The 25684-nt window shown below is 68.7% G+C and carries 27 protein-coding genes; 13 read left to right on the top strand and 14 right to left on the bottom strand.

Annotation, left to right across the window (positions count from 1 at the left end; genetic code table 11):
* Window position 1: 1 nt before the first annotated feature.
* The 4 genes from deoC to LQF10_RS14275 form a co-directional block, all read right to left on the bottom strand.
* Window positions 2-1075, bottom strand: coding sequence for a deoxyribose-phosphate aldolase (deoC, locus tag LQF10_RS14290; protein WP_231064497.1), 1074 nt, complete (start codon window positions 1073-1075; stop codon window positions 2-4).
* Between the two features lie 106 nt (window positions 1076-1181).
* A complete protein-coding gene (locus tag LQF10_RS14285) occupies window positions 1182-1820 on the bottom strand; it encodes a CYTH domain-containing protein (RefSeq protein WP_231064496.1) in 639 nt (212 codons plus the stop codon).
* A 73-nt stretch (window positions 1821-1893) separates the two neighbouring features.
* Window positions 1894-2535: an NAD(P)-dependent oxidoreductase gene (locus tag LQF10_RS14280; RefSeq protein WP_231064495.1), complete on the bottom strand. Its 642-nt coding sequence runs from the start codon at window positions 2533-2535 to the stop codon at window positions 1894-1896.
* Window positions 2536-2537: 2 nt separating this feature from the next.
* Window positions 2538-3452 (bottom strand): EamA family transporter, encoded by a 915-nt coding sequence (locus LQF10_RS14275; RefSeq protein WP_231064494.1) that lies wholly within the window; start codon window positions 3450-3452, stop codon window positions 2538-2540.
* 79 nt (window positions 3453-3531) lie between these two features.
* On the opposite strand from LQF10_RS14275, the gene LQF10_RS14270 reads away from it, so the two are divergent.
* Window positions 3532-4422, top strand: a complete 891-nt coding sequence (locus LQF10_RS14270) for a LysR substrate-binding domain-containing protein (protein ID WP_231064493.1) — start codon at window positions 3532-3534, stop codon at window positions 4420-4422.
* 30 nt (window positions 4423-4452) lie between these two features.
* Here the strand turns inward: LQF10_RS14270 and LQF10_RS14265 are convergent, their stop codons facing one another.
* From LQF10_RS14265 to LQF10_RS14255, 3 genes are all read right to left on the bottom strand, one after another.
* Window positions 4453-5121 carry a DUF4166 domain-containing protein gene (locus tag LQF10_RS14265; RefSeq protein WP_231064492.1) on the bottom strand — a complete coding sequence of 223 codons (669 nt, stop codon included), beginning with the start codon at window positions 5119-5121 and terminating at the stop codon, window positions 4453-4455.
* The gene (locus LQF10_RS14260; protein WP_231064491.1) at window positions 5118-5750 is read right to left on the bottom strand and encodes an SRPBCC family protein; all 633 of its coding nucleotides are present in this window, start codon (window positions 5748-5750) and stop codon (window positions 5118-5120) included. The genes LQF10_RS14265 and LQF10_RS14260 overlap by 4 nt, the downstream gene beginning before the upstream one ends.
* A 61-nt stretch (window positions 5751-5811) precedes the next feature.
* The gene (locus tag LQF10_RS14255; RefSeq protein ID WP_231064490.1) at window positions 5812-6204 is read right to left on the bottom strand and encodes a VOC family protein; all 393 of its coding nucleotides are present in this window, start codon (window positions 6202-6204) and stop codon (window positions 5812-5814) included.
* Between the two features lie 64 nt (window positions 6205-6268).
* On the opposite strand from LQF10_RS14255, the gene LQF10_RS14250 reads away from it, so the two are divergent.
* A complete protein-coding gene (locus LQF10_RS14250) occupies window positions 6269-7015 on the top strand; it encodes a TetR/AcrR family transcriptional regulator (protein WP_231064489.1) in 747 nt (248 codons plus the stop codon).
* A gap of 75 nt (window positions 7016-7090) precedes the next feature.
* Here LQF10_RS14250 and ilvA read toward each other — a convergent pair whose 3' ends face one another.
* Window positions 7091-8359: a threonine ammonia-lyase IlvA gene (ilvA, locus tag LQF10_RS14245; protein WP_231064488.1), complete on the bottom strand. Its 1269-nt coding sequence runs from the start codon at window positions 8357-8359 to the stop codon at window positions 7091-7093.
* Between the two features lie 119 nt (window positions 8360-8478).
* On the opposite strand from ilvA, the gene LQF10_RS14240 reads away from it, so the two are divergent.
* Both LQF10_RS14240 and LQF10_RS14235 read left to right on the top strand, forming a co-directional pair.
* The gene (locus LQF10_RS14240; protein WP_231064487.1) at window positions 8479-9534 is read left to right on the top strand and encodes a mechanosensitive ion channel family protein; all 1056 of its coding nucleotides are present in this window, start codon (window positions 8479-8481) and stop codon (window positions 9532-9534) included.
* Window positions 9531-9944 carry a DUF1801 domain-containing protein gene (locus LQF10_RS14235; RefSeq protein WP_231064486.1) on the top strand — a complete coding sequence of 138 codons (414 nt, stop codon included), beginning with the start codon at window positions 9531-9533 and terminating at the stop codon, window positions 9942-9944. The genes LQF10_RS14240 and LQF10_RS14235 overlap by 4 nt, the downstream gene beginning before the upstream one ends.
* Window positions 9945-10038: 94 nt before the next feature.
* On the opposite strand, the gene LQF10_RS14230 is transcribed toward LQF10_RS14235, so the two are convergent.
* Together LQF10_RS14230 and LQF10_RS14225 are read right to left on the bottom strand one after the other, a co-directional pair.
* A complete protein-coding gene (locus LQF10_RS14230; RefSeq protein ID WP_231067355.1) occupies window positions 10039-11904 on the bottom strand; it encodes a phospho-sugar mutase in 1866 nt (621 codons plus the stop codon).
* A 119-nt stretch (window positions 11905-12023) separates the two neighbouring features.
* Complete coding sequence (locus LQF10_RS14225; RefSeq protein ID WP_494338041.1) at window positions 12024-12887, bottom strand: purine-nucleoside phosphorylase; 864 nt, start codon at window positions 12885-12887, stop codon at window positions 12024-12026.
* 52 nt (window positions 12888-12939) lie between these two features.
* Between LQF10_RS14225 and LQF10_RS14220 the strand changes: the two genes are divergently transcribed.
* From LQF10_RS14220 to LQF10_RS14200, 5 genes are all read left to right on the top strand, one after another.
* Window positions 12940-14397, top strand: coding sequence for an NAD(P)H-quinone dehydrogenase (locus tag LQF10_RS14220; protein WP_435531406.1), 1458 nt, complete (start codon window positions 12940-12942; stop codon window positions 14395-14397).
* Window positions 14398-14430: 33 nt separating this feature from the next.
* Entirely contained in the window at window positions 14431-15579 is a 1149-nt protein-coding gene (gene dapE, locus LQF10_RS14215; RefSeq protein ID WP_231064485.1) for a succinyl-diaminopimelate desuccinylase, read from the top strand.
* Window positions 15576-16379, top strand: a complete 804-nt coding sequence (locus LQF10_RS14210) for an LOG family protein (protein WP_231064484.1) — start codon at window positions 15576-15578, stop codon at window positions 16377-16379. The genes dapE and LQF10_RS14210 overlap by 4 nt, the downstream gene beginning before the upstream one ends.
* Before the next feature lie 269 nt (window positions 16380-16648).
* Entirely contained in the window at window positions 16649-16816 is a 168-nt protein-coding gene (locus LQF10_RS14205; RefSeq protein ID WP_231064483.1) for a DUF3117 domain-containing protein, read from the top strand.
* 2 nt (window positions 16817-16818) lie between these two features.
* Complete coding sequence (locus tag LQF10_RS14200) at window positions 16819-18342, top strand: leucyl aminopeptidase family protein (RefSeq protein ID WP_231064482.1); 1524 nt, start codon at window positions 16819-16821, stop codon at window positions 18340-18342.
* 14 nt (window positions 18343-18356) lie between these two features.
* Here LQF10_RS14200 and LQF10_RS14195 read toward each other — a convergent pair whose 3' ends face one another.
* Window positions 18357-18989, bottom strand: coding sequence for an O-methyltransferase (locus tag LQF10_RS14195; RefSeq protein ID WP_231067352.1), 633 nt, complete (start codon window positions 18987-18989; stop codon window positions 18357-18359).
* A gap of 195 nt (window positions 18990-19184) precedes the next feature.
* Here LQF10_RS14195 and sigE point away from each other — a divergent pair, with 195 nt between their 5' ends.
* From sigE to LQF10_RS14175, 4 genes are all read left to right on the top strand, one after another.
* A complete protein-coding gene (sigE, locus tag LQF10_RS14190) occupies window positions 19185-19892 on the top strand; it encodes an RNA polymerase sigma factor SigE (RefSeq protein ID WP_354002587.1) in 708 nt (235 codons plus the stop codon).
* Window positions 19889-20782 carry an anti-sigma factor family protein gene (locus LQF10_RS14185; RefSeq protein WP_231064481.1) on the top strand — a complete coding sequence of 298 codons (894 nt, stop codon included), beginning with the start codon at window positions 19889-19891 and terminating at the stop codon, window positions 20780-20782. Before sigE ends, LQF10_RS14185 begins: the two co-directional genes overlap by 4 nt.
* 221 nt (window positions 20783-21003) lie before the next feature.
* Window positions 21004-22083 (top strand): S1C family serine protease, encoded by a 1080-nt coding sequence (locus LQF10_RS14180; protein WP_231064480.1) that lies wholly within the window; start codon window positions 21004-21006, stop codon window positions 22081-22083.
* Between the two features lie 72 nt (window positions 22084-22155).
* Window positions 22156-22653, top strand: coding sequence for a twin-arginine translocase TatA/TatE family subunit (locus LQF10_RS14175; protein ID WP_231064479.1), 498 nt, complete (start codon window positions 22156-22158; stop codon window positions 22651-22653).
* A 77-nt stretch (window positions 22654-22730) separates the two neighbouring features.
* Here LQF10_RS14175 and LQF10_RS14170 read toward each other — a convergent pair whose 3' ends face one another.
* The 3 genes from LQF10_RS14170 to LQF10_RS14160 are packed head-to-tail and all read right to left on the bottom strand — an operon-like array spanning window position 22731 to window position 25683.
* Entirely contained in the window at window positions 22731-23867 is a 1137-nt protein-coding gene (locus LQF10_RS14170; protein WP_231064478.1) for a P-loop NTPase, read from the bottom strand.
* A 9-nt stretch (window positions 23868-23876) separates the two neighbouring features.
* Window positions 23877-24416 carry a DUF1003 domain-containing protein gene (locus LQF10_RS14165; RefSeq protein ID WP_231064477.1) on the bottom strand — a complete coding sequence of 180 codons (540 nt, stop codon included), beginning with the start codon at window positions 24414-24416 and terminating at the stop codon, window positions 23877-23879.
* Window positions 24409-25683: a magnesium transporter MgtE N-terminal domain-containing protein gene (locus LQF10_RS14160; RefSeq protein ID WP_231064476.1), complete on the bottom strand. Its 1275-nt coding sequence runs from the start codon at window positions 25681-25683 to the stop codon at window positions 24409-24411. Before LQF10_RS14160 ends, LQF10_RS14165 begins: the two co-directional genes overlap by 8 nt.
* Window position 25684 lies beyond the last annotated feature (1 nt).

Raw genomic sequence — 25684 nt, 5'->3', positions numbered from 1 at the left:
TCTAGTCGATCGTCACATAGTCGGGGCCGGAGTAGGCGCCCGTACTGAGCTTCTGCCGCTGCAGCAGCACGTCATTGAGCAGGGATGAGGCGCCGAACCGGAAGAACTCCGGCTCCAGCCAGGCTTCCCCGGCCACTTCGTTCACGGCCACCAGGTACTTGATCGCATCCTTCGAGGTACGGATCCCACCGGCCGGCTTGACTCCTACGTGGACGCCGGTGGCCGCGAGGAAGTCTCGCACCGCCTCCAGCATGAGCACTGTCACTGGCAGGGTGGCGGCGGGGGAGACCTTCCCGGTCGAGGTCTTGATGAAGTCAGCTCCGGCCAGCATCGACAGCCAGGAGGCGCGGCGCACATTGTCGTAGGTGGCGAGTTCGCCGGTCTCCAGGATCACCTTCAGGTGCGCTGGCTCACCGGTGCGCTGCTGGCAGATCTCCCGGACGGCGACGATGTCGTCGAACACCTTCCGGTAGTGGCCAGAAAGGAACGCGCCGCGGTCGATCACCATGTCGATTTCCTCGGCGCCGGCCTTCACGGCGTCGGTGGTGTCGGCGATCCGGGCGGTGCGGCCCGCTCGCCCGGCGGGGAACGCCGTCGCCACGGCGGCGACGTTGATTCCCGAGGACGACCCCAGGGCCTCCTTGGCCACAGTCACCATGTCCCCGTACACGCAGACGGCGGCCGGCCGGGGGCAGCTGGGATCGGCCGGTTCGGGGGTGCGTGCCTTGGCGACGAGGGAGCGCACCCGGCCGGGGGTGTCGGCACCTTCGAGGGTGGTCAGGTCGATCATCGAGATGATCGTGTCCAACGCCCATGCCTTGGCGGTCGTCTTGATCGACCGGGTCCCGAGAGTGGCCGCACGAGCATCCAGGCCGACCTTGTCCACGCCCGGAAGGCCGTGGAGGAACGTGCGCAGGGCACCGTTGCTGAGATCGGCTGATCCGACGACGGCGCTCGCGTCTGCCGCGACCTGGTCCGCCGTGCGGGCGGCCGGGTGGGTGCCGCCGCTGCTCGAGCGCACCGGACTGGTTGAGCGCACCGGCTCGGTAGGGGGCGCAGGGGACATCGCAGTCATGCTCTCGAGTGTAGACGTGGCACCCCGGGCAGAGGGCAGGGTCGTGTCGGCAAGGTGGTGGCCGGAGATCAGGCCGCGAATGCCCGCCAACGTGCCCCGGTGAGGGTCAGTGGCCGGAGGTGTTGGGCCCGAACGTTTGCAGGTAACGGGGGCCGCTGGTAGCCAGCTCGCTCTTGAACTGACGCGACCACGCCGAGTACGGGCGGGCGGCCAGCTGCTCGTTGGCGAAGCGGGCGTCATCGGAGATCTCCGTGGCGCAGAAGGCCGGGATGGTCAGGTCCGTGACCGGGCTCTCCCGCTCACACTCGGCGATCACCAGGGGCGCATTGGTGCCCAGGAACTGGTCCAGTACCCAGCCGTCCTCACCGAGCCAGATCGCATGGCGCAGTTTGATCACCTTCGCACCACCGCGGCGCACCATCTCCTCGGCCACGATGGGGTCAAGCTCCCGCTCGGCCTCGTAGCGGGTACCGCCGGCGGCCGGGCCCTTGGCGGTCAGAGTGCACAGCTCCCACTGCCCGGACAATTCGTTCAGGACGGTCCCGGCATCGAGGTCGCCAGCCCTGCCCACCAGCGCTGCGGGTGCAGGAGCTTGCAGTCGCACCCGCAGGGCGTACCCCTCGGAGGCGAGGAAGTAGGACTGCACGATCACATCCGGCGCAGGTTCGTCCCACAGGTCGGTGGGCAAGGAGCGCACGAAGAACTTGCGCTCGAACTCGAAGTCGCCGTATCCGGCCTCACTCATGGCTCCTACGCTACGCCGTGCTGGCCGTTCGGCGTGAAATCCCGCGCCGAACCTGCTGTGCATTCGGGCACCACTAGGGCGGATCGGCTGCGCAGACGGTGAAGTGCTGGTCACCCTGGGGGCTCTCCACCTCGTCGAGCACGGCGAGCGAGAGGTCACCGGCGGTGATCTGTGAGACGCCGTCGGCGTTGGTGAGAAGCCGCGTGGTACCTCGGCGATAGGTACCGGCGCCCGGGCCTGGTTCCAGGATGGCCGGCGGGCTCAGGTACGTCCATCGCGAGGAGGAGTGGCGGACGCAGGCACGGAACTGCTCGAGGCTGGCACGCGCCACGGATGCCCACTGCGGTGCGACGTACGCGGGGTCGTCGGCGACGAGGGTCTGCGTGCTGCCGGGAGTGCGGAGGGCAGCGGCACCGCCGATCACGATGACCCTCGTTTCGGTGGCAGCCGCCGCATCAAGGAATGTCGACGTCCACTGCACGATCCGGTGTTCCTGACCCGGATCTGGCCGGACGGTGAGGACCGCGACATCGGTGTGCGCCAGGATCGGCTCGAGCTTCTCCCCTGCGTCAAGATCGATGCTCCGCCAGCTGAGTTGTGCCGAGTCCCGTCCAGGGGTGCGGGAAACAGCGATGACGTGGTGCCCCCGAGAGAGCGCTTCGGAGGTGACGGCGCTACCGGCAGTGCCGGTGGCGCCGAAGACGGCGATGATCACGATCAGTCCTTCGTCTGTCGGTGAGGTGTACGTTGTCCTGGTGCGAGCTGTCCGGCGACCATCGCGGCCAGCGCCAGAGCGAAACCGATCCCCTGGGCCGGGGTGAGCCGCTCGCCGATCAGGAGCGCGCCGAGTACCGCCGCGACCAGAGGAGAGAGCAGCACCAGCAGGGCGGTCGCCGTCACGGGAAGCTGGCGGATTCCCGCAAACCAGAGTCCGTATGCGAGCAGTCCTCCCACCAGGCCGAGCCACAAGTAGCCGGCCACTGCCGGCCCATCGATCTGGGCGGGCACTCCCTCCACGAGGAGGGTCGGCACCAGCAGAACGATGCCGCCCGCGCCGAGCTGCCATCCGGCGAGGGCGAGCGGACCGACACCTGGTGGGCGGCCCCAGCGCTTGGTGAGCACGACGCCCAGGCTCATCGACGCAGCCCCGGCGATCCCGGCGAGGATCCCGAGTGGGTCGAGTGCCGCTTCCGGGCCGAGGACCACCAGGCCGACGCCAAGAACGCCGACGATTCCCCAGCCCAGCCGCCATCGAGAAAGCTGTTCGCCGAGCACACCGATCACCAGGAAGGTGACGAGAATCGGTTGAATGGCCCCGAGGGTGGCCGCCACGCCCCCGGGCAGGCGCTCGGCGGTGACGAACAGCAGCGGAAAGAACGCACCGATGTTGAGCGTGCCCAGTACTACCGCTTTCCAGAGCCACGTGCCGCGGGGCAGCGTGCGCGTGAGAGCGAGCGCGAGCAGTCCAGCCGGAAGGGCGCGCATCAGCGCCGCGAACAACGGGTGGCCCGCGGGGAGTAGCTCGGTGGTGACGAGGTAGGTCGTACCCCAGACAGCGGGCGCGAGCGCCGTCCGTGCGATCAATCCCGCTTGCGAGCTCACGGCTGGGAGGGGCGTCGTTGTGGTGGTCACGAACCCATGGTGCGATCCCGATCACCAATGAGTCCAACACATGGTTGTCATCGCATCAATCGATGGAGAAGATAGATCAATGGAACTGCAGCAACTCCGCTACGTCGTGGCGGTCGCCGAAGAGTCCAACTTCACGCGCGCTGCTGCGAAGTGCTTCGTGGTGCAGTCCGCACTCAGCCACCAGGTGAAGGCGCTGGAAGCGGAACTGGGCGTGCGGCTGTTCGCCCGGACAAGTCGGCGGGTCGAGCTGACTCCTGCTGGCGCGGCCTTCCTCCCGGCTGCACGGGCGAGCCTGGAGGCGGCCGAACGTGCGGCAGCGGAGGCATCGGCGGCTGCCGGACAGGTCCGTGGTCGACTGACCGTCGGGGTCATCCCCACCGTGACTGCCATTGACGTGCCCCGGGTGCTCGCGGCATTCCATCGCGCACACCCCGAGGTGGGGATCACGATGCGGGTTGCCGCCAGCGACGTACTCCAGACGTCGATCGCGCGAAGCACCATCGACGTCGGTTTCCTGGGGTTGCCTGACGGGCAGGACCCGAAGGGAGTGGCATGGCGGCTGCTGGGATCGGACCGCCTTGTGATCGTCTTGCCCCGGGAACACGCGTTGGCGGACGCTCAGTGCCTTCGGCTCAGCGAACTCGTGGGTGAGGTCTTCGCCGACTTTCCCTCGGGGACGCCGGGTCGGGCGCAGAGCGATCTCGCCTTCGAAGCGGCTGGCCTGGAGCGCCACGTCGCATTCGAGGTGATGGCTACCGACTTGATGATGGCCCTGGTCCGGGCGAACCTCGCGATCACCTTTCTCCCCTCGCGGTTCGTGCCGGAGGATCCCGGGCTTGCCACAGTCCCCGTGGTCGATGGACCGGCGCGCTCCGAATACCTCGCCTGGAGCGATTTCAACCCGAGCCCTGCGGCCCGGGCATTCCTCGCCCGCGTGGAGGACATGACACCGCCCGACCAGGTGCGGTGACTTCGCGGAGCACGTGGGGACCTGTGCGGTTCACGTGCGGCGCTCATGGCGCACCGGCTTGAGCCGGTCCGGCGCCTCGTCCGCGGGCGTCCACTCGCAGGTGAAGGCGCCGCGGTACCCGAATAGGAAACCGAACACCGAGTTCACCACCCGCAGGTCGATGTGGAACTGCTGCTCGTCGTCGTCATACCACTCGCGCAGGCGGGCGCGACCGCTGAACAGCATCGGGAACGTGAACCCGATCGGCCCGGCATAGAACCGCTGCGCGTCCGAGGTGAGCACCAGCCCGCCGCGATCATCGGCATGAAGGTCCAGGTCCACTGCGAGGTGCTGGTGCGTGCCGAGGTAGTCCACGATGGCGCCGTCGGCCAGGGTCATCGTGGCGTCGAAGCGCCGCTGCTTGCCGCCAATCGCGTACTCGCGGACCACGGTGACCGTCTCGCGGCCGAATGGGTCGCGATAGGGGTAGTTCTCCACTGTGAAGGGCACCAGTGTTCCCACGTCCGGCACCAGGATGTTCCGCAGCCTTCCGATTTGAAGGAACGGCACCGTCCACCACGGTCCGCGGCGAACCTCCCACATCACCCCGCGCCCCGTACATGCTTGCCCGGAGTCCAGGCCCACACCGAAGCGTCGCTGCATCATCGGGTGTAGTCGGTCGAACTCGGCACCCATGGCGCGGGCGAAGATCGACGTCACGAATGGTCTCCTTCCGGATTGCGAAGTGCGGCGAGAGTTCTGGGCGCCGCCCGTAAATGATCGTCCCGACGGCGGCCGCCGCGTGGTGCGCGCAGACACTCTCGCGCACGGGGCCGGTCCGGGCGCCAGAACCACAGCACGCTGTGGATCGGCCACTCTTCCGGTGCCTCGCCGCGTTCGGCCCAGATCCGCAATCGGTCGAAGCTCCAGGCCGTCGCCCAACCGAGCAAGGGCCGGACGAGCCGGTCCAGCAGGCGGCCCCAGCCTGGCTCGTAGTCGTATCCAGTGAGAAACCGCACGCCCGTGTCGGTGGGTACGTAACGCCAGTACCCGCGCCCGGATCGGATCGGAGAGAGGCGGTCCGTCGTGGCGAAGCGCAGCGCCGAGGTGCGGGTGCCGTCCCGGCGGCGGTGCTCACCGATGCTGATCCCATCGCCGGCCACAGTGCGCAACGGCGTGCGACGGGTATAGGTGAAGCGCATCGCTCCATCGACGGTGGGGGTTGTGGGAGTGATCGAGGAGAACCGCAGATCCCACCGCGAGTGCTGCGCAGGATCCTGGCTCAGATTCCAGACCTGATCCATCGGCGCCTGCACATGGATCTCCACATAGATCCCCCGGTTCCCCATACCGGTGACCCTACGCCCAGGGTGAGATGTGCTCGCCCTGGGCGAGGGCCGCCGTCGGCCATCAGCCTTCGGAAGGCGCCTCTACCCACTGCACCAGTTGGTAGATGACCCCATTCGGGTCGGCCATCTGGAAATACCGCTCTCCCCAGGGTTCGGTCTCGATCGGGGTGACGATCCGGACGCCCTCGGACTGCAGGCGCGCGTATTCGGCGTCAATGTCGTCCACCACGAACACCACTAGCAGGCCGTCAGCATGCCCGGCAGCGGAACTCGGCTTGAACGTGGACAGACCGGTGCGCAAGTAGACCAGGTTCAACTCGCTCTCGGTGTGGGTCAGTGAGACGAACCCGTCGGCAGACATCTGTTCGGCGAAGCCGAGGTGGCGCGTGGCCCATGCGGCTGAGGCGGCCTCGTCGGCGACGTTCAGGGACAGGGCGGTGGCGGTGATCGCCATGTGATCTCCTATCTATGTACAGCGTACGTAGATATTGAACGAGCGAGTGCCAGAATGTATTCCCATGAGTCCCGAACCGGAGCCGGACCGTCTGCTTGCCCTGCTGTGGCGCGAGTCCGTTCCGGCGTCCCGCCGTCGAGGTCCGGCGCCTTCCCGCTCGGTGAGCGACCTGGTGCGCGCAGGGATCGAACTGGCCGATCAGCACGGTGCCGAATCGCTGACCGTGCGCGCTCTCGCCCGACGTGTGGGCATTGCTCCGATGTCGGTATATACACACGTTCCGGACAAGGAGGGACTACTGGCTCTCATGGTCGATGCCGTGCTGGCCGAGCTGCCGGCCCGGGAGTGGGGGAACGTGGGCTGGCGCTCGCGGGTGCGGATCGTGGCCGATACCCACCGTGCGATGGTCTCGGCACACCGTTGGTTGGCAGACGCGGAGGCACTGAACCGGCCCTCGCTCGGTCCGGGCGGAATCGCCGCCTACGAGTGGGAGCTGGGTGCCTTCATCCCGCTCGGACTCGACGATCTGTCCACCGACCATGCCCGCACGCTCGTGCTTTCCTTCGTGCGGGAGCAGGCCCGTGCCTCACGGCGCGCCGCGCAGGCCGTGGCCACCTCCGGGATGGATGACGCCCACTGGTGGGCCGCGAACGGTCCGTTGCTGGCACAGGTGATCGACCCGGCTCAGTATCCTCTGGCCACCCGGATCGGCTCGACGGCCGGCGCCACCCAGGGCTCGGCCTACGACGCCGATCGTGCGTACGAGTTCGGGCTCGAGCTCATCCTGGACGGACTCGCGACCCTGTCCTGACGCAGCGCCGGGTCATCGAGTGCGTCCGATCTCGGCCACGTCTCACTCGGTGGGCGAGAAGCGCCGTACTCGCGTTTAGGTGAAGAACCGAAAGAGCGGTGACTCGGGGGAGATGGCCTCATAGGTGAGCCGTGACGCATCCATCCGCTCGAGCAACGGCAGGTAGCCGTCGGCCGAGCCCAGCGTGAGGCCCACGAACGCCGGCCCGGTCTCCCTGTTGGAGCGCTTGGTGTACTCGAACAACGAGATGTCGTCCTCCGGGCCGAGCACCCGGTCCAAGAAGCGCCGCAGAGCACCCGGTTCTTGCGGGAGGTCGATCACGAAATAGTGCCGTAACCCTGCGTATACCAGGGCGCGTTCCTCCACCTCGGGATACCGCGAGATGTCATTGTTCCCGCCCGAAAGCACACACACCACCGTCGAACCTGGATGCACCTCCACGGCGGCCCCGGATCCCATCGGTCCCACAGCAGCCAACGTCAGCGCTCCTGCCGGCTCAGCCACGATCCCCTCAGTCTGGTAGACCGAGAGCAACTCGGCGCACAGACGCCCCTCGGGCACCGCCGTCATCGGCAGGCCCAACCCGGAGACCACCCCGAACGGCACCTCACCCACCCGGCGCACGGCCGCGCCGTCGACGAAGGTGTCGATATCGGTGAGGGAGACGGGCTCCCCGGCGGCCAACGCAGCAGCCATGCTCGCGGCGCCACCGGGCTCGACACCCACCACGCGCGTCTGTGGGCACGCCTCGGCCAGGTACGCACCCATCCCGGCGATCAGCCCACCACCGCCCACCGGCACCACCACCACATCCGGCGGATGTCCCAGCTGGTCATGCAATTCCTTGGCCACAGTGCCCTGACCGGCGATGGTGCGGACGTCATCGAACGGATGCACCTGCACGGCACCGTCCGTGGCGGCGAACTCCCGCGCCGCTGCCGAGGCCTCGTCGAACGTGGAACCCACCGGAATCAGCGTCACCTGGTCCCCGCCCAATTCGGCGATCCGGCTCAGCTTCTGCCTGGGTGTGGTGCGCGGCACGAAGATCCGCCCGGCAATCCCCAGCTCGTGGCACGCCTTCGCGACCCCCTGGGCATGGTTCCCGGCACTCGCGCACACGACACCGCGCGCCCGATCCTGCTCGTCCAGACGCAGCATGAGGTTGAACGCACCGCGCACCTTGTACGAGCGCACCGACTGCTGATCCTCGCGCTTGAGCAGCACCTGCGCACCGGTCGCGGCGCTCATCCGCTCCCACCGTTGCAGCGGGGTACGGCTGACCGCGTGCTGGATCCGTTGGGCGGCCTCGCGCACGGATGTGGCAGTCACAGGTTCGCTCGGCATCCTCGAAGTCTAGGAGGCACGCGGCACCGGCCCCTGCCGCCCGCGCATATGGCTCGCCGCCACGTGTGCGAGCTCACGTCGCGTCCGCGCGGGAGCCGAACCTGTGCTAGCAAGGGCACATGGAAGTCTGGCACGTACTGAGGTGGGTCGTGGCAGTGGCCGCGTCGGCCGCCGCCGTGATCGCCGTCGTCATCATTGCCAACCTCGTCGTCGTGCGGATCGGGCGACGGGTGCCTGCCGTGGCACGCGCATGGCGCGGTGTCCGCCGCCCCCTGACGGCATTGGTGCTGGCTACCGCGCTGCGGATCAGCTTCTCCCAAACCGCCGAAGCAGGCACCTTCCGCGACATCGGCCTCCATGTGCTGCTCATCGCGGTGATCGTTGCCGCGGTCTGGCTGGTAGAGACGGTGGTGCTGGCCTGGCTCGCGCACCTGCAGGTCGAGGCAGTCCAGCGCAAGGTCGACGACGACCGCGGCCGCCGCCGGATCGAGACGCAGATGCGGTTGATCCAGCGCGTGGTGGGTGTCGCGTTCGTGATCATCGGCATCGCGCTGGTTCTGCTGACCTTCCCCGGAGTGGAGCAGATTGGCGCCGCCGTGCTTGCCTCAGCCGGGTTACTCTCCGTGGTCCTGGGCATCGCCGCGCAGACGAGCCTGGGCAATCTGTTCGCCGGCCTGCAACTCGCGTTCACCGATGCGATTCGGATCGGCGATGTGGTGGAGGTGGACGGCACCTGGAGCACCATCGAGGACATCACGCTCTCCTACGTGGTGGTGAGCATCTGGGACGAACGCCACAAGGTGCTGCCCTCGACCTACTTCACCACCACCCCGTTCATCAATTGGAGCCGCACCGGGGATACCGTCACCGGAACGGTGTACTTCTCGCTCGATTGGCGGGTGGACCTGACCCGGATGCGCGCTGCCTTCGAGGAGATCGTTGACGAGAGCGGCCTGTGGGACGGTCGCGCCCGCTCCATCCTGGTCACGGACTCCTCCGGGGACCGGTTGACCGTGCGCGCCCTGGTGACCAGCGTGAACACCGATGCCGACTGGACGCTGCGCTGTTACGTGCGTGAGCACCTGGCCACCTGGCTGCGCGAACACAATCCAGAGGCACTCCCGATCCAGCGCGTCGTGCTGGGGGACCCAGCGCAAAGGCGTGAGCAGCAATGAACGTCGAGGAGTACATCGACCATGTCACGCCCGCGACACGGCAACGGGACGCGCGCACCTTGCTTGAGCTGATGCAGAGGGTCACGGGCCAGCAGCCCGAGTTGCACGGCACCATCATCGGGTTCGGCAGCTATCACTACCGGTATGAGAGCGGGCGTGAAGGTGACGCCGCGGCAGCCGGGTTCGCACCACGGAAAGGTGCCACGACCATCTACCTGATGGACGGCGTCGAGAAGTACGCCGACGAACTGGCCGCCCTCGGCCCGCATCGTACGGGCGTCGGGTGCCTGTACCTCACCGATCTCGACGCGATCGACCTCACGATCCTGGAGTCGATCATCGGCAGGTCCTATGCGCTGCTGACCTCGGGCGTCTACGGCAGCAGAGCGCACGAGGGAACGAACGACTGAACAGATGCCGTTGGGCCGACTGAGTGACTGTGACCCGGCCGACGGTGGCGCGTGAGTCTGCGGTCACGGTTCACACGGCCGTGCGGTTGCGACGTCAGGGGAGGCCGGCCGCTGCGGCTATGTCGGCCCGGAGCGTGACCAGCCGGCCTGCTGCCCGGGTGCGGGCCGCCGTCACTGGCTCGCCCGAGGCGACCGGTTCGATCACCTCAAGGTAGAACTTCAGCTTGGGTTCGGTGCCGCTGGGCCGCACGATCACCCGGTCGCCGGCCTCGGTGAGGTAGAGCAGGCCATTGGTGGCCGGCAGGTCGGGGTAGGCCTCGCCACCGCCGTGGTTCAGGTCGATCGAGTGCACGACGGCGGAGCCTGCCAGCAAGGTGGGGCCCGCCTCGCGTAGCCGGTCCATGGTGGTGGTGATCACGCGCAGGTCCTGAACGCGCACGCTCCACGGGGCGGTGGCGTGCACGCCGTGGGCGCGGGCCAGATCGTCGAGGGCGTCGAGCAGCGTGCGGCCCTGAGCGCGCAGACTCGCCGCGAGATCGGCGATCCGTACGGCCGCGGAGATGCCGTCCTTGTCGCGTACCGCCTCAGGGTCCACGCAGTAACCGAGAGCCTCTTCATACCCGTAGATCGCCCCGGGCACCCGGCTGATCCACTTGAATCCGGTGAGCGTGGCCCGGTAATGCAGGCCATGGGCGTTCGCGATCGATTCCAGCATCCTCGACGAGACGACGGAACTCACCAGCACCGGCACTGCACGGGCACCCCGGGTGACGTTGACGTCGGTGATGGCCCGATCATCGACGTCAACTTCACCCTCGGCAGGGTTGGCGTCGGCAGGGTTGGCGCGGGCAGGGTTGGCGCGGGCAGGGTTGGCGGCGGGTCGCAGGAGACGGGCAGATTGCTCGCCGAGGAGCGAGCCCACCTCGTCCCCGGTGAGCTGACGCCAGCCACCGTCCACGTCCGGGTCCGGCACGGCCACGGCGCATCGGTCGGCATCGGGGTCGTTCGCGAGCACCAGATCCGCCTGGTGCTCCCGGGCCGTCGCGAGTGCGAGGTCCAGCGCACCTGGTTCCTCCGGATTCGGGAATGCCACGGTGGGGAAGTCCGGATCCGGTTCGGCCTGCTCGGGCACCAGGTGCACATCGGCGAAACCCGCCGCGTGCAGCACCCGCTGAGCGAGCGCTCCGCCTACGCCGTGCATCGGCGTCAGCACGATCCGTAGCTCACCCCGCGTCGACGGTGACACCTCCGGCGAGGCCAGTCCGGCGGCGCGCTCGGCGTATGCGTCCACGAGCGCGGCCTCCGCCGTCTCGACCGAGCCGCCGCGTTGGTCGGCCTCCTGCGCACTCCGCGGTACCTCGGCCACCGACGGCACGGCGGCGATGCCCGCGGCGATCCGCTCGTCCGCCGGCGGCACGATCTGCGCGCCTTGCCCGGCACCGGTGACCACGCGCCCACCGAGATAGACCTTGTAGCCATTGTCCTGCGCAGGGTTGTGCGAGGCCGTCACCATCACGCCCGCATCGGCGCCACGGGCACGGACCGCGAACGCCAGCACGGGAGTGGGCAGCGCCCCGGGGAGCAGCACCGCCCGGCCGCCGGCGGCTGCCACGACATCAGCTGTGTCGCGCGCGAACGCCTCGGATCCGTACCGGGCGTCATAGCCGATCACCACCAGTGCGGGCTCGCCCGCGAGTTCGTCCAGCAGGTATCGCATCAGCCCGGCGGCAGCACGAATCACCACGGCTCGGTTCATCCGGTTCGGGCCAGCGCCGAGAGCTCCGCGCAGCCCGGCGGTGCCGAATGTCAGCGGGCCGGAAAACCGGTCGGCCAAGGCGGCGATCGCCTGCTCGCGCTCGGTCTCATCCACGCCGCCGCCCTCGGCGTAGCTCACCAGCTCGCGCAGTTCGTCCACTGTGGCCGGGTCCGGATCGTCCTCGATCCACGTGCGCACCTGCATCAGGAGGGCGTCGATATCAGCCTGAGCGGGATCGGGCCGGCGCGGGTGGCGCGGGTGGCGCGGGTGGACGTCAGGGTTGCGGACGTCGTCGTTCGGCGCAGGGCTCGCGTCGTCAGCACTCATCGGATCGCTCGCCGCACGATTTCCGCCAACAGCTCGGCGATCCGCGGTGCTGCTGCCTGCCCGGCCTCGATCACCTCGGCATGGGAGAGCGGCCGATCAGAGATCCCCGCGGCCAGGTTCGTCACCAGGGAGATGCCGAGGATCTCCAAGCCCACGTGCCGCGCGGCGATGGCCTCCAATGCTGTGGACATCCCCACCAGGTCCCCGCCGATGTGCTGCGCCATCTGTACCTCGGCGGGTGTCTCGTAGTGAGGTCCGCGGAACTGGCAGTACACGCCCTCGGCAAGGCTCGGATCGACCTGACGGGCGATCTCCCGCAGCCGCGATGAGTAGAGATCGGTGAGGTCCACGAAGGTGGCCCCCTCCAGCGGCGAGGCGGCAGTGAGGTTGATGTGGTCGCTGATCAGCACCGGGGTGCCGGGGACCCATTCCGGGCGGAGCCCGCCGCAGCCATTGGTAAGGACCACTGCCTGGGCTCCTGCGGCGGCGGCGGTGCGTACTCCGTGTGCCACCCGTCGCACCCCACGCCCCTCGTAGAAGTGGGTGCGGGCACCGAGCACGAGCGCATTCCGAGCGGTGCCGTCGGCGTCGGTGTAGCGGACGGAGCGCACCGTTCCGGAGTGGCCGGGCACCCCGGAACGGGAGAATCCTGGCAGCTCACTGGCATCGATCTCCGCCATCGTCTCCCCGAGCACATCGGCGGCGGGTCCCCAGCCCGAGCCGAGCACCAGGGCGATGTCATGGCGCGCCACGCCGGTCAGCTCGGCGATTCGGCCGGCCGCCTGCTCAGCGGCCTCGAATGGATCGGTGCCGGCGGCATCCACATCGATCGGTCCATCGGAGGGGCTGGTGTTCTCCACGGATGCATTGCTCACGCGCTCGAAGATACCGCCCAGCAGGCACAATGAACGGGTGACGACGACTCCCGATGCACCAGTACCCGCCGAGCAGAGCAGTGGCGTCGGCCGCTCCAGCACCCGCGCAGGCTCCCGCGTGGTGATCGTCGGCGGGGGCCCTGGCGGCTATGAGGCGGCCCTCGTGGCCAGCCAGCTCGGGGCCGACGTCACCTTGGTGGAGCGCCAAGGGGTGGGCGGCTCGGCCGTGCTCACCGATGTGGTCCCCTCCAAGACGCTGATCGCCACGGCCGAGTGGATGACCCTCACTGAGAGTGCGAGCGAGCTCGGCATCCGGCCGCGCGGTGATGAGCAAGTCTCATTCGAGGCGGCCTTCGCCACGGTCAACGCCCGGGTGGTCGCGCTGGCGAACAAGCAGAGCACGGATATCCGCACCCGCCTCGAGCGAGAGGGCGTGCGCCTCGTCGACGGCACCGGCCGGATCGACGGACCGCACCAGGTCGTCGCGACGACGGCGCACGGTGACATGAAACTACCCGCCGATGTGGTGCTGCTTGCCACCGGCGCCCGGCCGCGTGAACTCCCGACGGCGCAACCAGACGGGGAGCGGATCCTTACCTGGACGCAGCTGTACCACCTCACCGAGGCCCCCGAACGGCTCATCGTGGTCGGCTCCGGGGTCACCGGGGCCGAGTTCGCCGGTGCCTACAACGCCCTTGGGGCCGATGTGGTGCTGGTCTCCAGCAGGGACCGGGTGCTGCCCGGGGAGGACGCCGACGCCGCCGAACTGATCGAGCAGGTGTTCAAGCGCCGCGGGATGGAGGTGCTGTCTCGGTCCCGTGCGGCATCAGCGCGCCGCACGGAGAACGGCGTTGAGGTCGAGCTGACCGATGGTCGAGTGGTCTCCGGGTCCCACTGCCTCATCGCCGTCGGTGGCGTGCCGAACACCGAAGACCTCGGCCTCGCCGAGACCGGGGTGGCCGTGAACGACGCCGGACACATCCAGGTGGACCGGGTCTCCCGCACCACGGTGCGCGGCGTCTATGCCGCCGGCGACTGCACGGGTGTGCTGCCATTGGCCTCCGTGGCAGCCATGCAGGGGCGGATCGCGATGTGGCACTCTCTGGGTGACGCCGTCTCTCCGCTCGATCTCGGCCAGGTCTCCGCCAACATCTTCACCGCACCGGAGATCGCGACGGTCGGGATTCCCCAGCACCGCATCGAATCCGGCGAGGTGAACGGCGCCGTGACGACGCTGCCGCTAGCGCGCAACCCACGAGCGAAGATGCTCGGCATCTCGGAGGGCTTCGTGAAACTCTTCTCCCGCCGCTCCTCCGGTACCGTGATCGGTGGCGTGGTGGTGGCGCCGCGGGCGAGCGAGTTGATTTTCCCGATCACCCTGGCGATCTCGAACCGGCTCACTGTGGACCAGGTGGCGGGGGCATTCACGGTGTACCCGTCGTTGTCCGGATCGATCGCAGAAGCCGCGCGCACGCTGCACGACGCGCGTTCGTAAGTTGCCGCGGCGGCTGGTGGATAGGCTCGGACCATGCCTGATGCCCCGGCCCCACCGGCCGTCCTGCCTGACCCTCGCGAGGTCGATCCGGTCACTCTGACCCGCGCGATCTGCGATATCTCCAGCGTCAGCGGGAATGAGACCGCGCTCGCGAACGCCGTCGAGGATGTGCTGCTCAGCGCTGACCATCTCGAGGTGCTCCGCGACGGTGACACGGTGGTCGCCCGCACCCACCTGGGCCGAGACCGCAGGGTGGTGATCGCCGGACACCTGGACACGGTGCCGATCCAGGACAACCTACCCACCGAGCTCCTCGAACGTGACGGTCAGGAGATCCTCTGGGGGCGCGGCACTGTGGACATGAAGGGCGGCGTCGGCGTGGCCCTGCACCTGGCAGTCACGCTCGCCGAGCCGGGTGTGGACGTCACCTGGGTCTTCTACGACCACGAGGAGGTCGAGGCGTCGCTGAATGGGCTCGGCCGTGTGGCGCGTACGCACCCGGACTGGCTCGCCGGTGACTTCGCCGTGCTCGGCGAGCCCACCGGCGGCGGGATCGAGGGCGGCTGCAATGGCACCCTCCGCGTGGAGGTGCGCACGCACGGGACGACGGCACATTCGGCCCGCGCATGGAAGGGACACAACGCGATTCATGACGCCGCCGCGATCCTCACCCGACTGGCCGACTACACCCCCGCCGAGGTGGAGGTGGACGGTCTCGTCTACCGGGAGGGGATGAACGCCGTCGGCATCCGCGGCGGGATCGCCACGAATATGATCCCCGATGAGTGCGTCGTCACCGTGAACTACCGCTTCGCGCCCTCGGCGAGTGTGGAGCAGGCCTACGCGCATGTGCGTGAGCTGTTCGACGGGTACGACGTGGAGCTGACCGATTCCTCGCCAGGCGCGCGCCCCGGGATGGACTCACCGGCCGCGCGCGAGTTCACCGCGGCCGTCACGGCGGTGACTGGGGGGCAGCTGGGCCCGAAGTACGGCTGGACCGATGTGGCGCGGTTCAGTGAGCTCGGAGTACCCGCGGTCAACTTCGGCCCCGGCGACCCCTCGCTGGCGCATGCCGACGACGAACACACCCCCACCGAGCAGATCCGTACCTGTGCGACCGCGCTGGCCGCCTGGTTGACCGCCCCGGCCGATGGCCCGGGCGAGGAGAGGAGCGTCCGATGAGCCGCGAACGTAAGCGCCACTACTGGAAGGGGCCCGTCCAGTTACGGGGCCGGCAGATTCCGGAGAAGACGACCGACGAGCGGCTCCTGGAGCCGTCCGAAGGTGCCGACTGGGTGCACTCCGACCCATGGCGGGTGTTGCGGATCCAGTCCGAGTTCGTGGAGGGCTTTGGTGCACTCGCCGAGCTTGGGCCCGCCGTCAGCGTGTTCGGTTCGGCGCGGATGCGCCCCGAGGATGCCGAGTACGACCTCGCCCAGCAGGTGGCCCGCCACATTGTCGAGGCCGGCTACGCCGTGATCACCGGAGGCGGACCAGGGGTGATGGAGGCCGCCAACAAGGGAGCGCACGACGCCGACGGCATCTCCGTGGGCCTCGGCATTGAGCTTCCGTTCGAGCAGGGCCTGAATGAGTACGTCGACCTCGGGGTGAACTTCCGGTATTTCTTCGCCCGGAAGATGATGTTCGTGAAGTACTCCGAGGGATTCATCGTGCTCCCGGGTGGCTACGGCACGCTGGACGAACTGTTCGAGGCGCTGACCCTGGTGCAGACGCAGAAGGTCAAACGGTTCCCGATCGTGCTGGTGGGTACGCAATTTTGGGGTGGGCTGATCGACTGGATCCGGCACTCGCTCGCGGGCCGCGGCACGATCTCCTCCCACGACCTGGATCTGCTACATCTCACCGATGATCCGGCCGAAGCCGTGGACGTGGTGGTCAAGGCGAATCGGAGCAGGCGACGCCAGGAGATGGCCGAGGCCGCGGAGGCCGCCGCGCAGGCGGGCGCGGCCGGGCCCGAGTGAGGATCTGATGGGCTGGGTCACCGCTATCACCTGGATGCTGGCCGGGGTATGCGCTGCCGTGGCGTGTGTGGCAGTCGCCCTCTCCAGCGGCCGGTGGGCGGTGACCTTCGACGATCCCGAACCTCAGGCCGGCGATCCGCAGGTGATGGAGTCCTGGGTCACACCTGGCATAGAATGGGACATGAACAGCACCACTGGCGGGTCGCTTGGGGGTCACCGAACCCGCGACCGCCGAGGCGCATCACGCACTGAGAACAGGGAGTAACCCTATGGCCGCCATGAAGCCCAGAACCGGTGACGGACCACTCGAGGTCACCAAGGAGGGCCGTGGGATCATCATGCGCGTGCCACTCGAAGGCGGTGGTCGTCTCGTGGTCGAACTCAAGCCCACTGAGGCCGATGAACTGAGCGCCGCGCTCTCCGCCGTCGCCGGCTGAGGATGGCTCACGGCCCCACACTCACTGCCGGACCTGCCGCTCCTGGCGCGGATGACCTGCGCGACTGGGGTGAGCAGAGCACGCTGGTGCTTGCTCTGGCTTCCGGTCACGATCGCCCCGACGGCGCAGGCTCGGTCTCCCTTCGGGTCGCTGCGGTGCCGGCGTACGGAATCGAGTTCGCCGAGTGGGCCGCGTCGGCTGGCGCGACCGGGGCCGCCGGGGAGGCGGTGGTGGCGCCACTTCCTCCGGTGGCCGCGTGGGCCGGGCTGCCACGGCGGGTGGTCTTTCTCGGCGTGGGTGACGGTACGCAGCGGTCCGCGCGCCGGGCCGGCGCCGCACTTGCCCGGGCCACCGCCGGGTGCGACCATGCCGCGATCGTATTGTCGACGCTGCTTGACGACGCCGCTGCCTCGTTCGTCGAGGGTGTCCTACTGGGTGCCTACTCGCCTCCGTCCCTGGGCTCCGCTGCCGATCGAGTGTCGCCGCTTGCTGCACTGACGCTGTGCAGCGAGTCCGAGGGAATCGCCACCGCGGTGGCGGAAGGCGCCGTGGCGGCCGAGACGACCCTGGTGGCGCGCCGGCTGGCGGCGACGCCGTCGAACGTGAAAAACCCGCAGTGGATGGCCGGGCAGGCACGCGAACTCGCCCAGGACACCGGGCTCCAGGTGCAGGTCCACGATGAGCGCTGGCTCGCTGAACACGGGTTCGGCGGGATCCTCGCCGTGGGCGGAGGCTCGGACAGCCCGGCGCGCCTGGTGACCGTGGAGCACCCGGGCTCCGGCGCCACGAATGGTGCGCCTGTCGTCCTGGTGGGCAAGGGCATCACCTACGACACCGGCGGCATCTCACTGAAGCCGCGCGAGGCGATGATTCCGATGAAGACCGACATGGCCGGCGCGGCCGCCGTGCTCGGCGCAGTGCTGGGCGCCGCGCGCGCCGGGCTTGCGGTGCGAGTCATCGCCGTGCTGCCGTTGGCTGAGAATGCCGTCGGTGCAGCGTCCTACCGGCCCGGCGATGTTGTCGAGATGGTCGATGGCACCACGGTGGAGATCGGGAACACCGACGCCGAGGGTCGCATGGTTCTCGCCGATGCGATGGCCTGGGCGCGCACCGAGTATGCGCCCAGCGCCCTCGTGGACGTCGCGACGCTGACCGGTGCTGCCAGCCTGGGGCTGGGCAAGCGGCACGCCGCCTTGTACGCCACCGACGATCACCTCCGGGCCGGGCTGGAAGCGGCTGCCGAGCGGACCGGGGAGCAGGTGTGGGCGATGCCGTTGGTGCAGGAGTACCGCACCGCGCTGGATTCGACGGTGGCGGATCTGTGCCACATCGCCACCGATTCCTCGGTGGGCGGGGGATCGATCACTGCGGCCCTGTTCCTGCAGCAGTTCGCAGGATCCGGGGCGTGGGCTCACCTGGACATCGCCGGACCGGGGCGTGCTCCCAAGCCCGAGCACGAAGTGAATGAGGGTGCCACAGGCTTCGGTGCGCGCTTACTGTTCCGCTGGCTGCAGTCGCTCACCTGAGCGCCGAGCGGGGATTAGCGGACGATGGCTACCAGCAGGCCGTCGCCGACCGGCAGCAGCGTAGGGATGAGTCGCTCATCTTCACGAATGCGTCGGCCCAACTCGCGCATCGCGACGGTCTGCTCGTCGCGCCGTGCCGGATCGGCCACCCGATCGCGGGCGAGCGCATCGGTCACTGCAAGCACTCCGCCGGTGCGCAGCATCCGGATGGCCTGATCGGCATCGTCGGCTGCCTCGGCGGGGTCGCCGTCGATCACCACCATGTCGTAGGCCGCGTCGGCCAGCCGGGGGAGCACGTCCAGGGCTCGCCCGGAGATCGTGCGGGTGCGGGTCGGGCGGATCTGAGCCGCAGCGAATGTCTCCTTGGCCGCTCGCTGGTGCTCCACCTCGATGTCGATCGTGGTGAGCACACCATCGGTGAGCATTCCTTCCAGCAGCCACAGGCCGGAGACGCCGGTACCGGTACCGACTTCGGCCACAGCGCGTGCCTTCGACGCCGCGGCGAGCATGCGCAATGCGGCACCAGTTCCTGGGGAGACCGGAGTGATCCCGAATTCCTCGGCTCGGCCACGGGCGAGTTGGGTCTGTTCGGGCTCGGTGAGGTAGTCCTCGGTGTAGGCCCAGCTCTGGGCCTTGTCGGCAGCGATGGTGGGCCTCCCGGTGGGGCACCGGCGGAGCCGGTTCGTGGCGGTGTGGGGTTGATGGTGCCCTCGATCGTAGCGCCGATGCCCTCGCGGGTCCGGGACGTGCCCGGGATGAGGTGGGCAGGCAGTCGGGGGGAGGGCCAAGAGGCTTCGGCTCCCAGGCAATTCTCAGGGAGGGGACTTACCATGGTGGGTGCCATGAATACGATGACTCCTGTTGCCGCTGATGACGTCGCGAATGAGATCACCGACGTCGATCCTTCTGCGGGTGGTTGGCAGCCGCCCACCTGGGAGCAGGTCGTGCGGGAGAACTCCGACCGGGTCTACCGGCTTGCGTACCGGCTCACCGGGAACCGGGCCGATGCCGAGGATCTGACCCAGGAAGTGTTCGTGCGCGTGTTCCGCTCGCTGAACTCCTACGCCCCGGGCACCTTTCAGGGCTGGCTGCACCGCATCACCACGAACCTGTTCCTGGATGGGCAGCGGCGCAAGAAGCGCATCCGGTTCGATGCGCTCGGACCCGCTGCCGAGCGCCTCCCCGCCACCGGCGAGTCCGGTTCACCGGAGCGACGCTACGAGCATGAGAACCTCGACACCGACATTCAGGCGGCGTTGGACGGTCTCAAACCTCAGTACCGAGCGGCCGTGGTGCTCTGCGACATCGAAGGGCTCTCCTACGAGGAGATCGGTGCGACTCTCGGCATCTCCATGGGCACGGTGCGATCCCGGATCCACCGCGGCCGCGCCCAGTTGCGTAACGCTCTGGCGCATCGCGCTCCCGGCGCTCCGGACGGCGGGTTGCTGGTCGGCCCTGGGCCGGATCCGGGCCGCGAGGACCCGAGCGCGCCCGCCCTTCCTGCTGTGCTTGCCGCCCCGCCCGCTCCGGCCGCCGGAGTGGCCGAATGAGCCACTTGGGCCCCCTCGTGTCCCCGTTCGTCGACGGGCAGCTCTCGCCAGCACGCATGGCCAAGGTGGAGCAGCATCTCGTGGAGTGTCCGGCGTGCCGCTCCCGGGTGGACGCCGAGCGCTCCTGCCGGGATGCTGCACGCGCGGCACGAGCGGTCCCGGTCAACCCGGATCTCACCGAGAAGTTGCTCGCGCTGAGCATCCCCGGAGCCACCGCGGGGCCGCTGCGTACCGGGCCCGGTGAGGTGGAGCGCGCCGTGCGTGGCACGCGGGTGCGGGTGATCTCCGGTGCGCTTGCCTCAGCCGGCGTGTTCGCGATTGCCCTGTTTGTGCTTGGCGGCCAGCAACGCCAGGTTGATGATCTCACCGCGATGGTTCCCACGTTCAAGGACCCAGCAGCCCTGACCACCATGCCGGTCCTAGGCAACGTCAGCCCTGCCGGTCATAGCTCTCCGACCACCGGCGGCGAGGAGATCTCCGGCACTGTGCTGGAGTGGATGACTGCCTCCGGGTGGTCGGCACCGAGCGATTTACCCGCGGGGATGCGAGTGGAGAACGTCAGCGTCGCGGACAATGCCGATGCTGGCGGGCAAGTCCTCCGGCTCGACCTCGTGGACGGGGCCACGGTCGTGCACGTGATGGAGCAGCGCGGCGTACTCGATACTTCGATGGTCGCGGCGCTCGAACCGGTGCAGGTCGGTCCCCACGAGGTGTATCTGGTCGCGGAGAACTGGTGGATCGTGCAATGCGGCGGCTCCGTCGTCGCCGTCTCCTCCGGCGAAGACCCGACGGCGGCCCATGAGGTGATCATGCGCATGTCCGAGGCCGACGACTCCGGCGTCGTGGACCGGCTCGCGAACGGTCTGCACGTCCTGCTCGCTGGTTCATGACAAACGAGCCGACGGCGAGTGGGCCGCACCAGGGACAGCCGAGCACCGCACCGGGACAGCCGAGCACCGCACCGGGACAGACGCCGTGGCAGTTGCCGGTCGCAGCATCTGGGTACGGGACCACTGCGAACCCCCCGGCGCCGGCTCCGCCGACGCGGCGAAGCTCCGACGCATGGCCGCCGGAGAGCAGCGAGCGCGATCAGCGCGGGGGCAGGCGTGGCGTGCGGGGTGGTGTCGTCGCCCTCCTGATGCTGCTGAGCCTGCTTGTCGGACTGATCGCCGGTGCGATCGGCGGCATGCAACTCATCGACGAGCCTGCGCCGTCGTCGCTGCCGTCGGCCCCGGCAGGAAACCCATCGGCGAGCCCGGGCGATCTCAGCGATGGCTCGGTCGCGGGGATTGCCGCGGATGTGCTGCCGAGCACGGTCTACATCCGCACCGGCGGCGGTGGCGTTGGTGGCTCGGGGAGTGGCTTCGTGCTCCGTGAGGACGGCGTGGTGGTGACCAACCATCACGTGATCGCCGGTGCGCAGGACGTGACCGTGGTTTTCTCCGACGGCAGTCAGGAAACGGCCGAGGTGGTCGGATCCACTGTCGACTACGACCTCGCCGTGCTGCAGGTGGACCGCGAGGATCTGACGCCGCTCGTGCTCGGCGACTCCGACGGGCTCCGGGTCGGCGATCCGGTGGTGGCCATCGGCGCTCCACTCGGTCTTGAGGGCACCGTCACGGCCGGGATCGTCAGCGCCCTGGACCGCCCGGTGAGCATCCCGGGTGAGGAAGGCAGCTCTTTCCTGAACGCCATCCAGACCGACGCAGCGATCAACCCGGGCAACTCCGGTGGGCCGTTGGTGAACGCCTCGGGTGAGGTGATCGGGGTGAACTCCGCGATCGCCTCCACCGCTCAGTCCGGATCCGCAGCAGGAAGCGTCGGACTCGGATTCGCCATCCCGAGCACTCAGGTGCGGCGTACCGCCCAGCAGCTCCTCGATACGGGGGAGGCGACCTACCCGATCATCGGGGCCACGCTGAACGGGCAGTACAGCGGCGAAGGCGTGCAGGTCCTCGAAGAGTCCGACGACGACCTCGAGGCCATTGTCTCTGGTGGGCCGGCCGATGAGGCCGGTCTGCGACCTGGTGACGTGATCGTGGCGATGGACGGTGAACCGGTGACGGCACCAGATGAGCTGATCGTGAAGATCCGTTCCCGTGCTCCGGGGGAGACGATCACGCTGACCGTGCGCGAGGGCGGCCAGGACCGTGACGTGGATGTGGTGCTCGGAGAGCGGGCCAGTGAGTAGCCATGCGGAACGTGCAGGCGCCGGACGATGGGGACGGCGAACGCACCCGGTGAGTAGGACTAGGCTTCGGGTGTGAGCTTTGGGTTTGAGGAGATGGCCGTGGTGGCCATTCTCGCCGTGCTGCTGATCGGCCCGGAACGGCTACCCGCGTATGCGGAGCAGCTCGCCCGGCTCGTCCGCACGCTGCGTGACATGGCTCGGGGGGCTACCGCCACCATCAAGGAAGAACTTGGTCCGGAGGCTGCGGATCTCGATTTCTCCAAGCTCGATCCCCGCCAGTACGATCCCCGCCGCATCGTCCGCGATGCGTTGTTAGATGATGTCAATCCCACGAAACCGAACGGGACGCCCACCCGCACCGGCTCCTCCCGCTCGTCGACCTCCCGCACCCCCAGCCGTGCGGCGGGCGGATCGGGTACCGACGGCACCAGCCGTGCCGCGACGACGGAGAGTGCGGCCGCGCATGAGGACGGAGCCACGACGACCGCGACCGATGGTGTCGAACCCGAGGTTGTCGAACCGGTCGATCCTCTCGCGACCGGGGCTCCCTACGACGACGAAGCCACCTGACTCGCCTGAGCCCCTGTCACATCACCTGCCGTTCCGGGCTGGCCCGCGCGTGCGCCCGACCGGCGTGCCTGGCAGCCTCAGCCCACCGGGGAGATCGAGAGTTTGCGCCCGGCCAGCCCGCGCTGACGGGTACCGAGTGTGTGTGCGACGTCGCGGAGCACATCGGCGGCGTCGGAGGCAGCTGCTGACGTGACCAGCGGAGCGCCGCTGTCCCCGCCCTCACGCAGCGCCACTTCGAGCGGCACCTGGCCCAGCAGTGGCACGTCGGTGCCGAGGGTGGCGGAGAGCTGGTCGGCCACCCGCTGGCCGCCACCGGAACCGAAGAGCTCCAGGCGGCTACCGTCCGGCTGCACCAGCCAGGACATGTTCTCGATCACGCCGGCGACCTTCTGCTGCGTGGCCTGGGCCATCGCACCAGCGCGTTCGGCCACCTCGGCGGCCGCCAGCTGGGGGGTGGTCACCACGAGTAGTTCGGCGCTGGGCAGCAACTGAGCCACGGAGATCGCGATGTCACCAGTGCCGGGCGGCAGATCCAGCAGCAGCACGTCCAGGTCCCCCCAGAACACATCCGCCAGGAACTGCTGCAACGCCCGGTGCAGCATCGGGCCCCTCCACACCACGGCGCGTCCGGGTTCGGTGAACATGCCGATGGAGATCACCTTCACGTCCCCCGCCACCGGCGGGAGAATCATGTCATCCACCTTCGTGGGCGGGAGCTCCACGCCCAGCATGCGCGGGATGGAGAAGCCGTACACATCGGCGTCCACCACGCCCACCTTGAGACCGTCGGCTGCCATCGCGGCGGCCAGGTTCGCCGTCACGGTGGACTTGCCCACCCCGCCCTTGCCGGAGGCGACGGCGTAGATCTTGGTGAGATTGTCCGGTTGGGAGAACGGGATCACCGGTTCGGCCATCCCGCCGCGCAACTTGGTACGCAGCGCCGTGCGCTCCTCGTCGGTCATCACCGTCATGGTCACCTGGGTGCGAGCGACCCCGTCGACGGCGTCCGAGGCGTTGGTGACGTCCCGGGTGATCGTCTCGCGCAGCGGGCAGCCGGAGGTGGTCAGGGCGATCGTCACCGTCACGATGGCGCCCTCGGGAGATTCCGATGCCTCGACGTCTTTGACCATGTCGAGCTCGGTGATCGGCCGCCGGATCTCCGGGTCGAGCACCGTGGTGAGGGCCTCGCGGACGCGTGCGATCAACTCAGGCATACCCCGAGTCTACGGTCGCCGATCGCCTTCCGATTTTCTCGGTGTGTCCCGGGCCACGTCCTGGTCGGACGGGTCCTCCCGCTCGGCCTGAATCTCCTCCAGCAGGCTCCGCAACTCGCTACGCAGGAAGTCCCGGGTGGCCACATCGTTGACGGCCAGCCGGAGCGCGGCGATCTCCCGGGCGAGGAACTCCGTGTCAGCCAGATTGCGCTCGGCGCGCTGCCGATCCTGCTCGGCGGTCACCCGGTCCCGGTCAGTCTGGCGGTCCTGGGCAAGCAGGATCAGCGGGGCCGAGTAGGAGGCCTGCAGGGAGAGCATCAGCGTGAGCAGGGTGAAGTTCAGGGCACGTGCGTCGAATTGCAAGGACGGCGGTGCCAGGGTGTTCCACCCCAACCACACGCCACAGAACACCGTCATGTACAGCAGGAAACGGGGGGTACCGATGAACCGTGCGATCCCTTCGGCGAACTTGCCGAACGAGTCCTTGTTCCGGCGGCGTGGGAACAGTCGGCGACGGTTCCTCAGCGGTGTGTCCAGGCGCTCAGACATTCTGGCCCCCCAGGGCGGCGTCGGTCACTTCGTCGTCGGCCTCCCGCCAATGATCGGGGAGCAGCTGATCGAGCACATCGTCCACGCTCACCGCACCGAGCAACCGGCGCTCGGCGTCCACCACCGGCAGGGCCGTCAGGTTGTAGGTGGCGAGCAACCGGGTGATCCGACCGATCGGGGCGTGCGGGTCCACTGCCTCCACGTCCTTGTCCAGCAGACCACCGATCGCCTCATGCGGCGGTTCACGGAGCATCCGTTGGAGGTGGACCACCCCGAGCAGGCGGCCGGTCGGAGTCTCCTGGGGCGGGCGGACCACGAAGATCATCGCGGCCAGGGCAGGCGTGACGTCCTGACGACGTGCATGCGCCAACGCTGTGGCCACGGACGACTCGGGGGAGAGGATGATCGGCTCGGTGGTCATCAACCCGCCGGCGGTGTCATCGTCATAGATGAGGAGGCGGCGCACATCTTCGGCCTCGTCGGGCTCCATCAGCTCGAGCAGTTCGCTTGCCTGCTGCGTGGGCAGCTCGGCGATCAGGTCGGCGGCGTCGTCCGGCTGCATCTCGTCGAGCACGTGGGCGGCGCGTTGCGCGGCCAGAGTTGACAGGATGGCCACCCGGTCCTCGTCACCGAGCTCTTCGAGCACGTCGGCCAGCCGACCGTCCGGCAGGGCGGCGGCCACCTCGTTCCGGCGGCGCTGCGGCAGGTCGTGCAGCACATCGGCCAGGTCCGCGGGCTTGAGATCGTCCATCGTGGCCAGCAGGGCGGCGGCGCCCTGCTGCTCGGCCGACGGGGCCAGGCCAGTGACCTGGTCCACATCGAGCATCTGACTCTGACCCCGGCTGAACACGCTGCGCCCACTGCTATCGCGGACGAACAATTTGGTGACCAGCCAGTCCCGGTTCCGCTGTTGCTCCAGGCCCACATCCTGGATGGCCACCTTGCCATGACCGTCGCGCAGGGAGACCACCCTGTCCAGGAGCTGGCCCATCACCAGGGTCTCCGCGGCACGGCGCTGGAACCGGCGCAGGTTCAGCAACCCGTTCGTGATCACCGCACCCGGATCGATCGCCGTCACGCGCGAGAGCGGAAGGAAGATGCGGCGCTTGCCCGGAACCTCCACCACGAGTCCCACTGCCCGGGGCGCCTGCCGCACGCGGAGCAGCACCACGACGTCGTGCACCCGGCCGACGCGGTCCCCGAGCGGATCGAAGACGCCGATGCCGGCCAGGCGTGCGACGAAGACGCGGCTGGTGGTCGTGCTCACG

The organism is Ruania halotolerans (genome assembly GCF_021049285.1).
GTDB lineage: Bacteria > Actinomycetota > Actinomycetes > Actinomycetales > Beutenbergiaceae > Ruania > Ruania halotolerans.
The sequence above is the reverse complement of the archived record's forward strand: the minus strand, read 5'-3'. Positions and strand labels throughout refer to the sequence as shown.

Bases quoted from the DNA above. Each gene is read 5' to 3' on its own strand.
- deoC (WP_231064497.1), bottom strand. From the start codon at position 1,075: ATGACTGCGATGTCCCCTGCGCCCCCTACCGAGCCGGTGCGCTCAACC.
- LQF10_RS14285 (WP_231064496.1), bottom strand. From the start codon at position 1,820: ATGAGTGAGGCCGGATACGGCGACTTCGAGTTCGAGCGCAAGTTCTTC.
- LQF10_RS14270 (WP_231064493.1), top strand. From the start codon at position 3,532: ATGGAACTGCAGCAACTCCGCTACGTCGTGGCGGTCGCCGAAGAGTCC.
- LQF10_RS14260 (WP_231064491.1), bottom strand. From the start codon at position 5,750: ATGGGGAACCGGGGGATCTATGTGGAGATCCATGTGCAGGCGCCGATG.
- LQF10_RS14255 (WP_231064490.1), bottom strand. From the start codon at position 6,204: ATGGCGATCACCGCCACCGCCCTGTCCCTGAACGTCGCCGACGAGGCC.
- LQF10_RS14250 (WP_231064489.1), top strand. From the start codon at position 6,269: ATGAGTCCCGAACCGGAGCCGGACCGTCTGCTTGCCCTGCTGTGGCGC.
- ilvA (WP_231064488.1), bottom strand. From the start codon at position 8,359: ATGCCGAGCGAACCTGTGACTGCCACATCCGTGCGCGAGGCCGCCCAA.
- LQF10_RS14240 (WP_231064487.1), top strand. From the start codon at position 8,479: ATGGAAGTCTGGCACGTACTGAGGTGGGTCGTGGCAGTGGCCGCGTCG.
- LQF10_RS14235 (WP_231064486.1), top strand. From the start codon at position 9,531: ATGAACGTCGAGGAGTACATCGACCATGTCACGCCCGCGACACGGCAA.
- LQF10_RS14230 (WP_231067355.1), bottom strand. From the start codon at position 11,904: ATGCAGGTGCGCACGTGGATCGAGGACGATCCGGACCCGGCCACAGTG.
- dapE (WP_231064485.1), top strand. From the start codon at position 14,431: ATGCCTGATGCCCCGGCCCCACCGGCCGTCCTGCCTGACCCTCGCGAG.
- LQF10_RS14210 (WP_231064484.1), top strand. From the start codon at position 15,576: ATGAGCCGCGAACGTAAGCGCCACTACTGGAAGGGGCCCGTCCAGTTA.
- LQF10_RS14205 (WP_231064483.1), top strand. From the start codon at position 16,649: ATGGCCGCCATGAAGCCCAGAACCGGTGACGGACCACTCGAGGTCACC.
- LQF10_RS14200 (WP_231064482.1), top strand. From the start codon at position 16,819: ATGGCTCACGGCCCCACACTCACTGCCGGACCTGCCGCTCCTGGCGCG.
- sigE (WP_354002587.1), top strand. From the start codon at position 19,185: ATGAATACGATGACTCCTGTTGCCGCTGATGACGTCGCGAATGAGATC.
- LQF10_RS14185 (WP_231064481.1), top strand. From the start codon at position 19,889: ATGAGCCACTTGGGCCCCCTCGTGTCCCCGTTCGTCGACGGGCAGCTC.
- LQF10_RS14170 (WP_231064478.1), bottom strand. From the start codon at position 23,867: ATGCCTGAGTTGATCGCACGCGTCCGCGAGGCCCTCACCACGGTGCTC.
- LQF10_RS14165 (WP_231064477.1), bottom strand. From the start codon at position 24,416: ATGTCTGAGCGCCTGGACACACCGCTGAGGAACCGTCGCCGACTGTTC.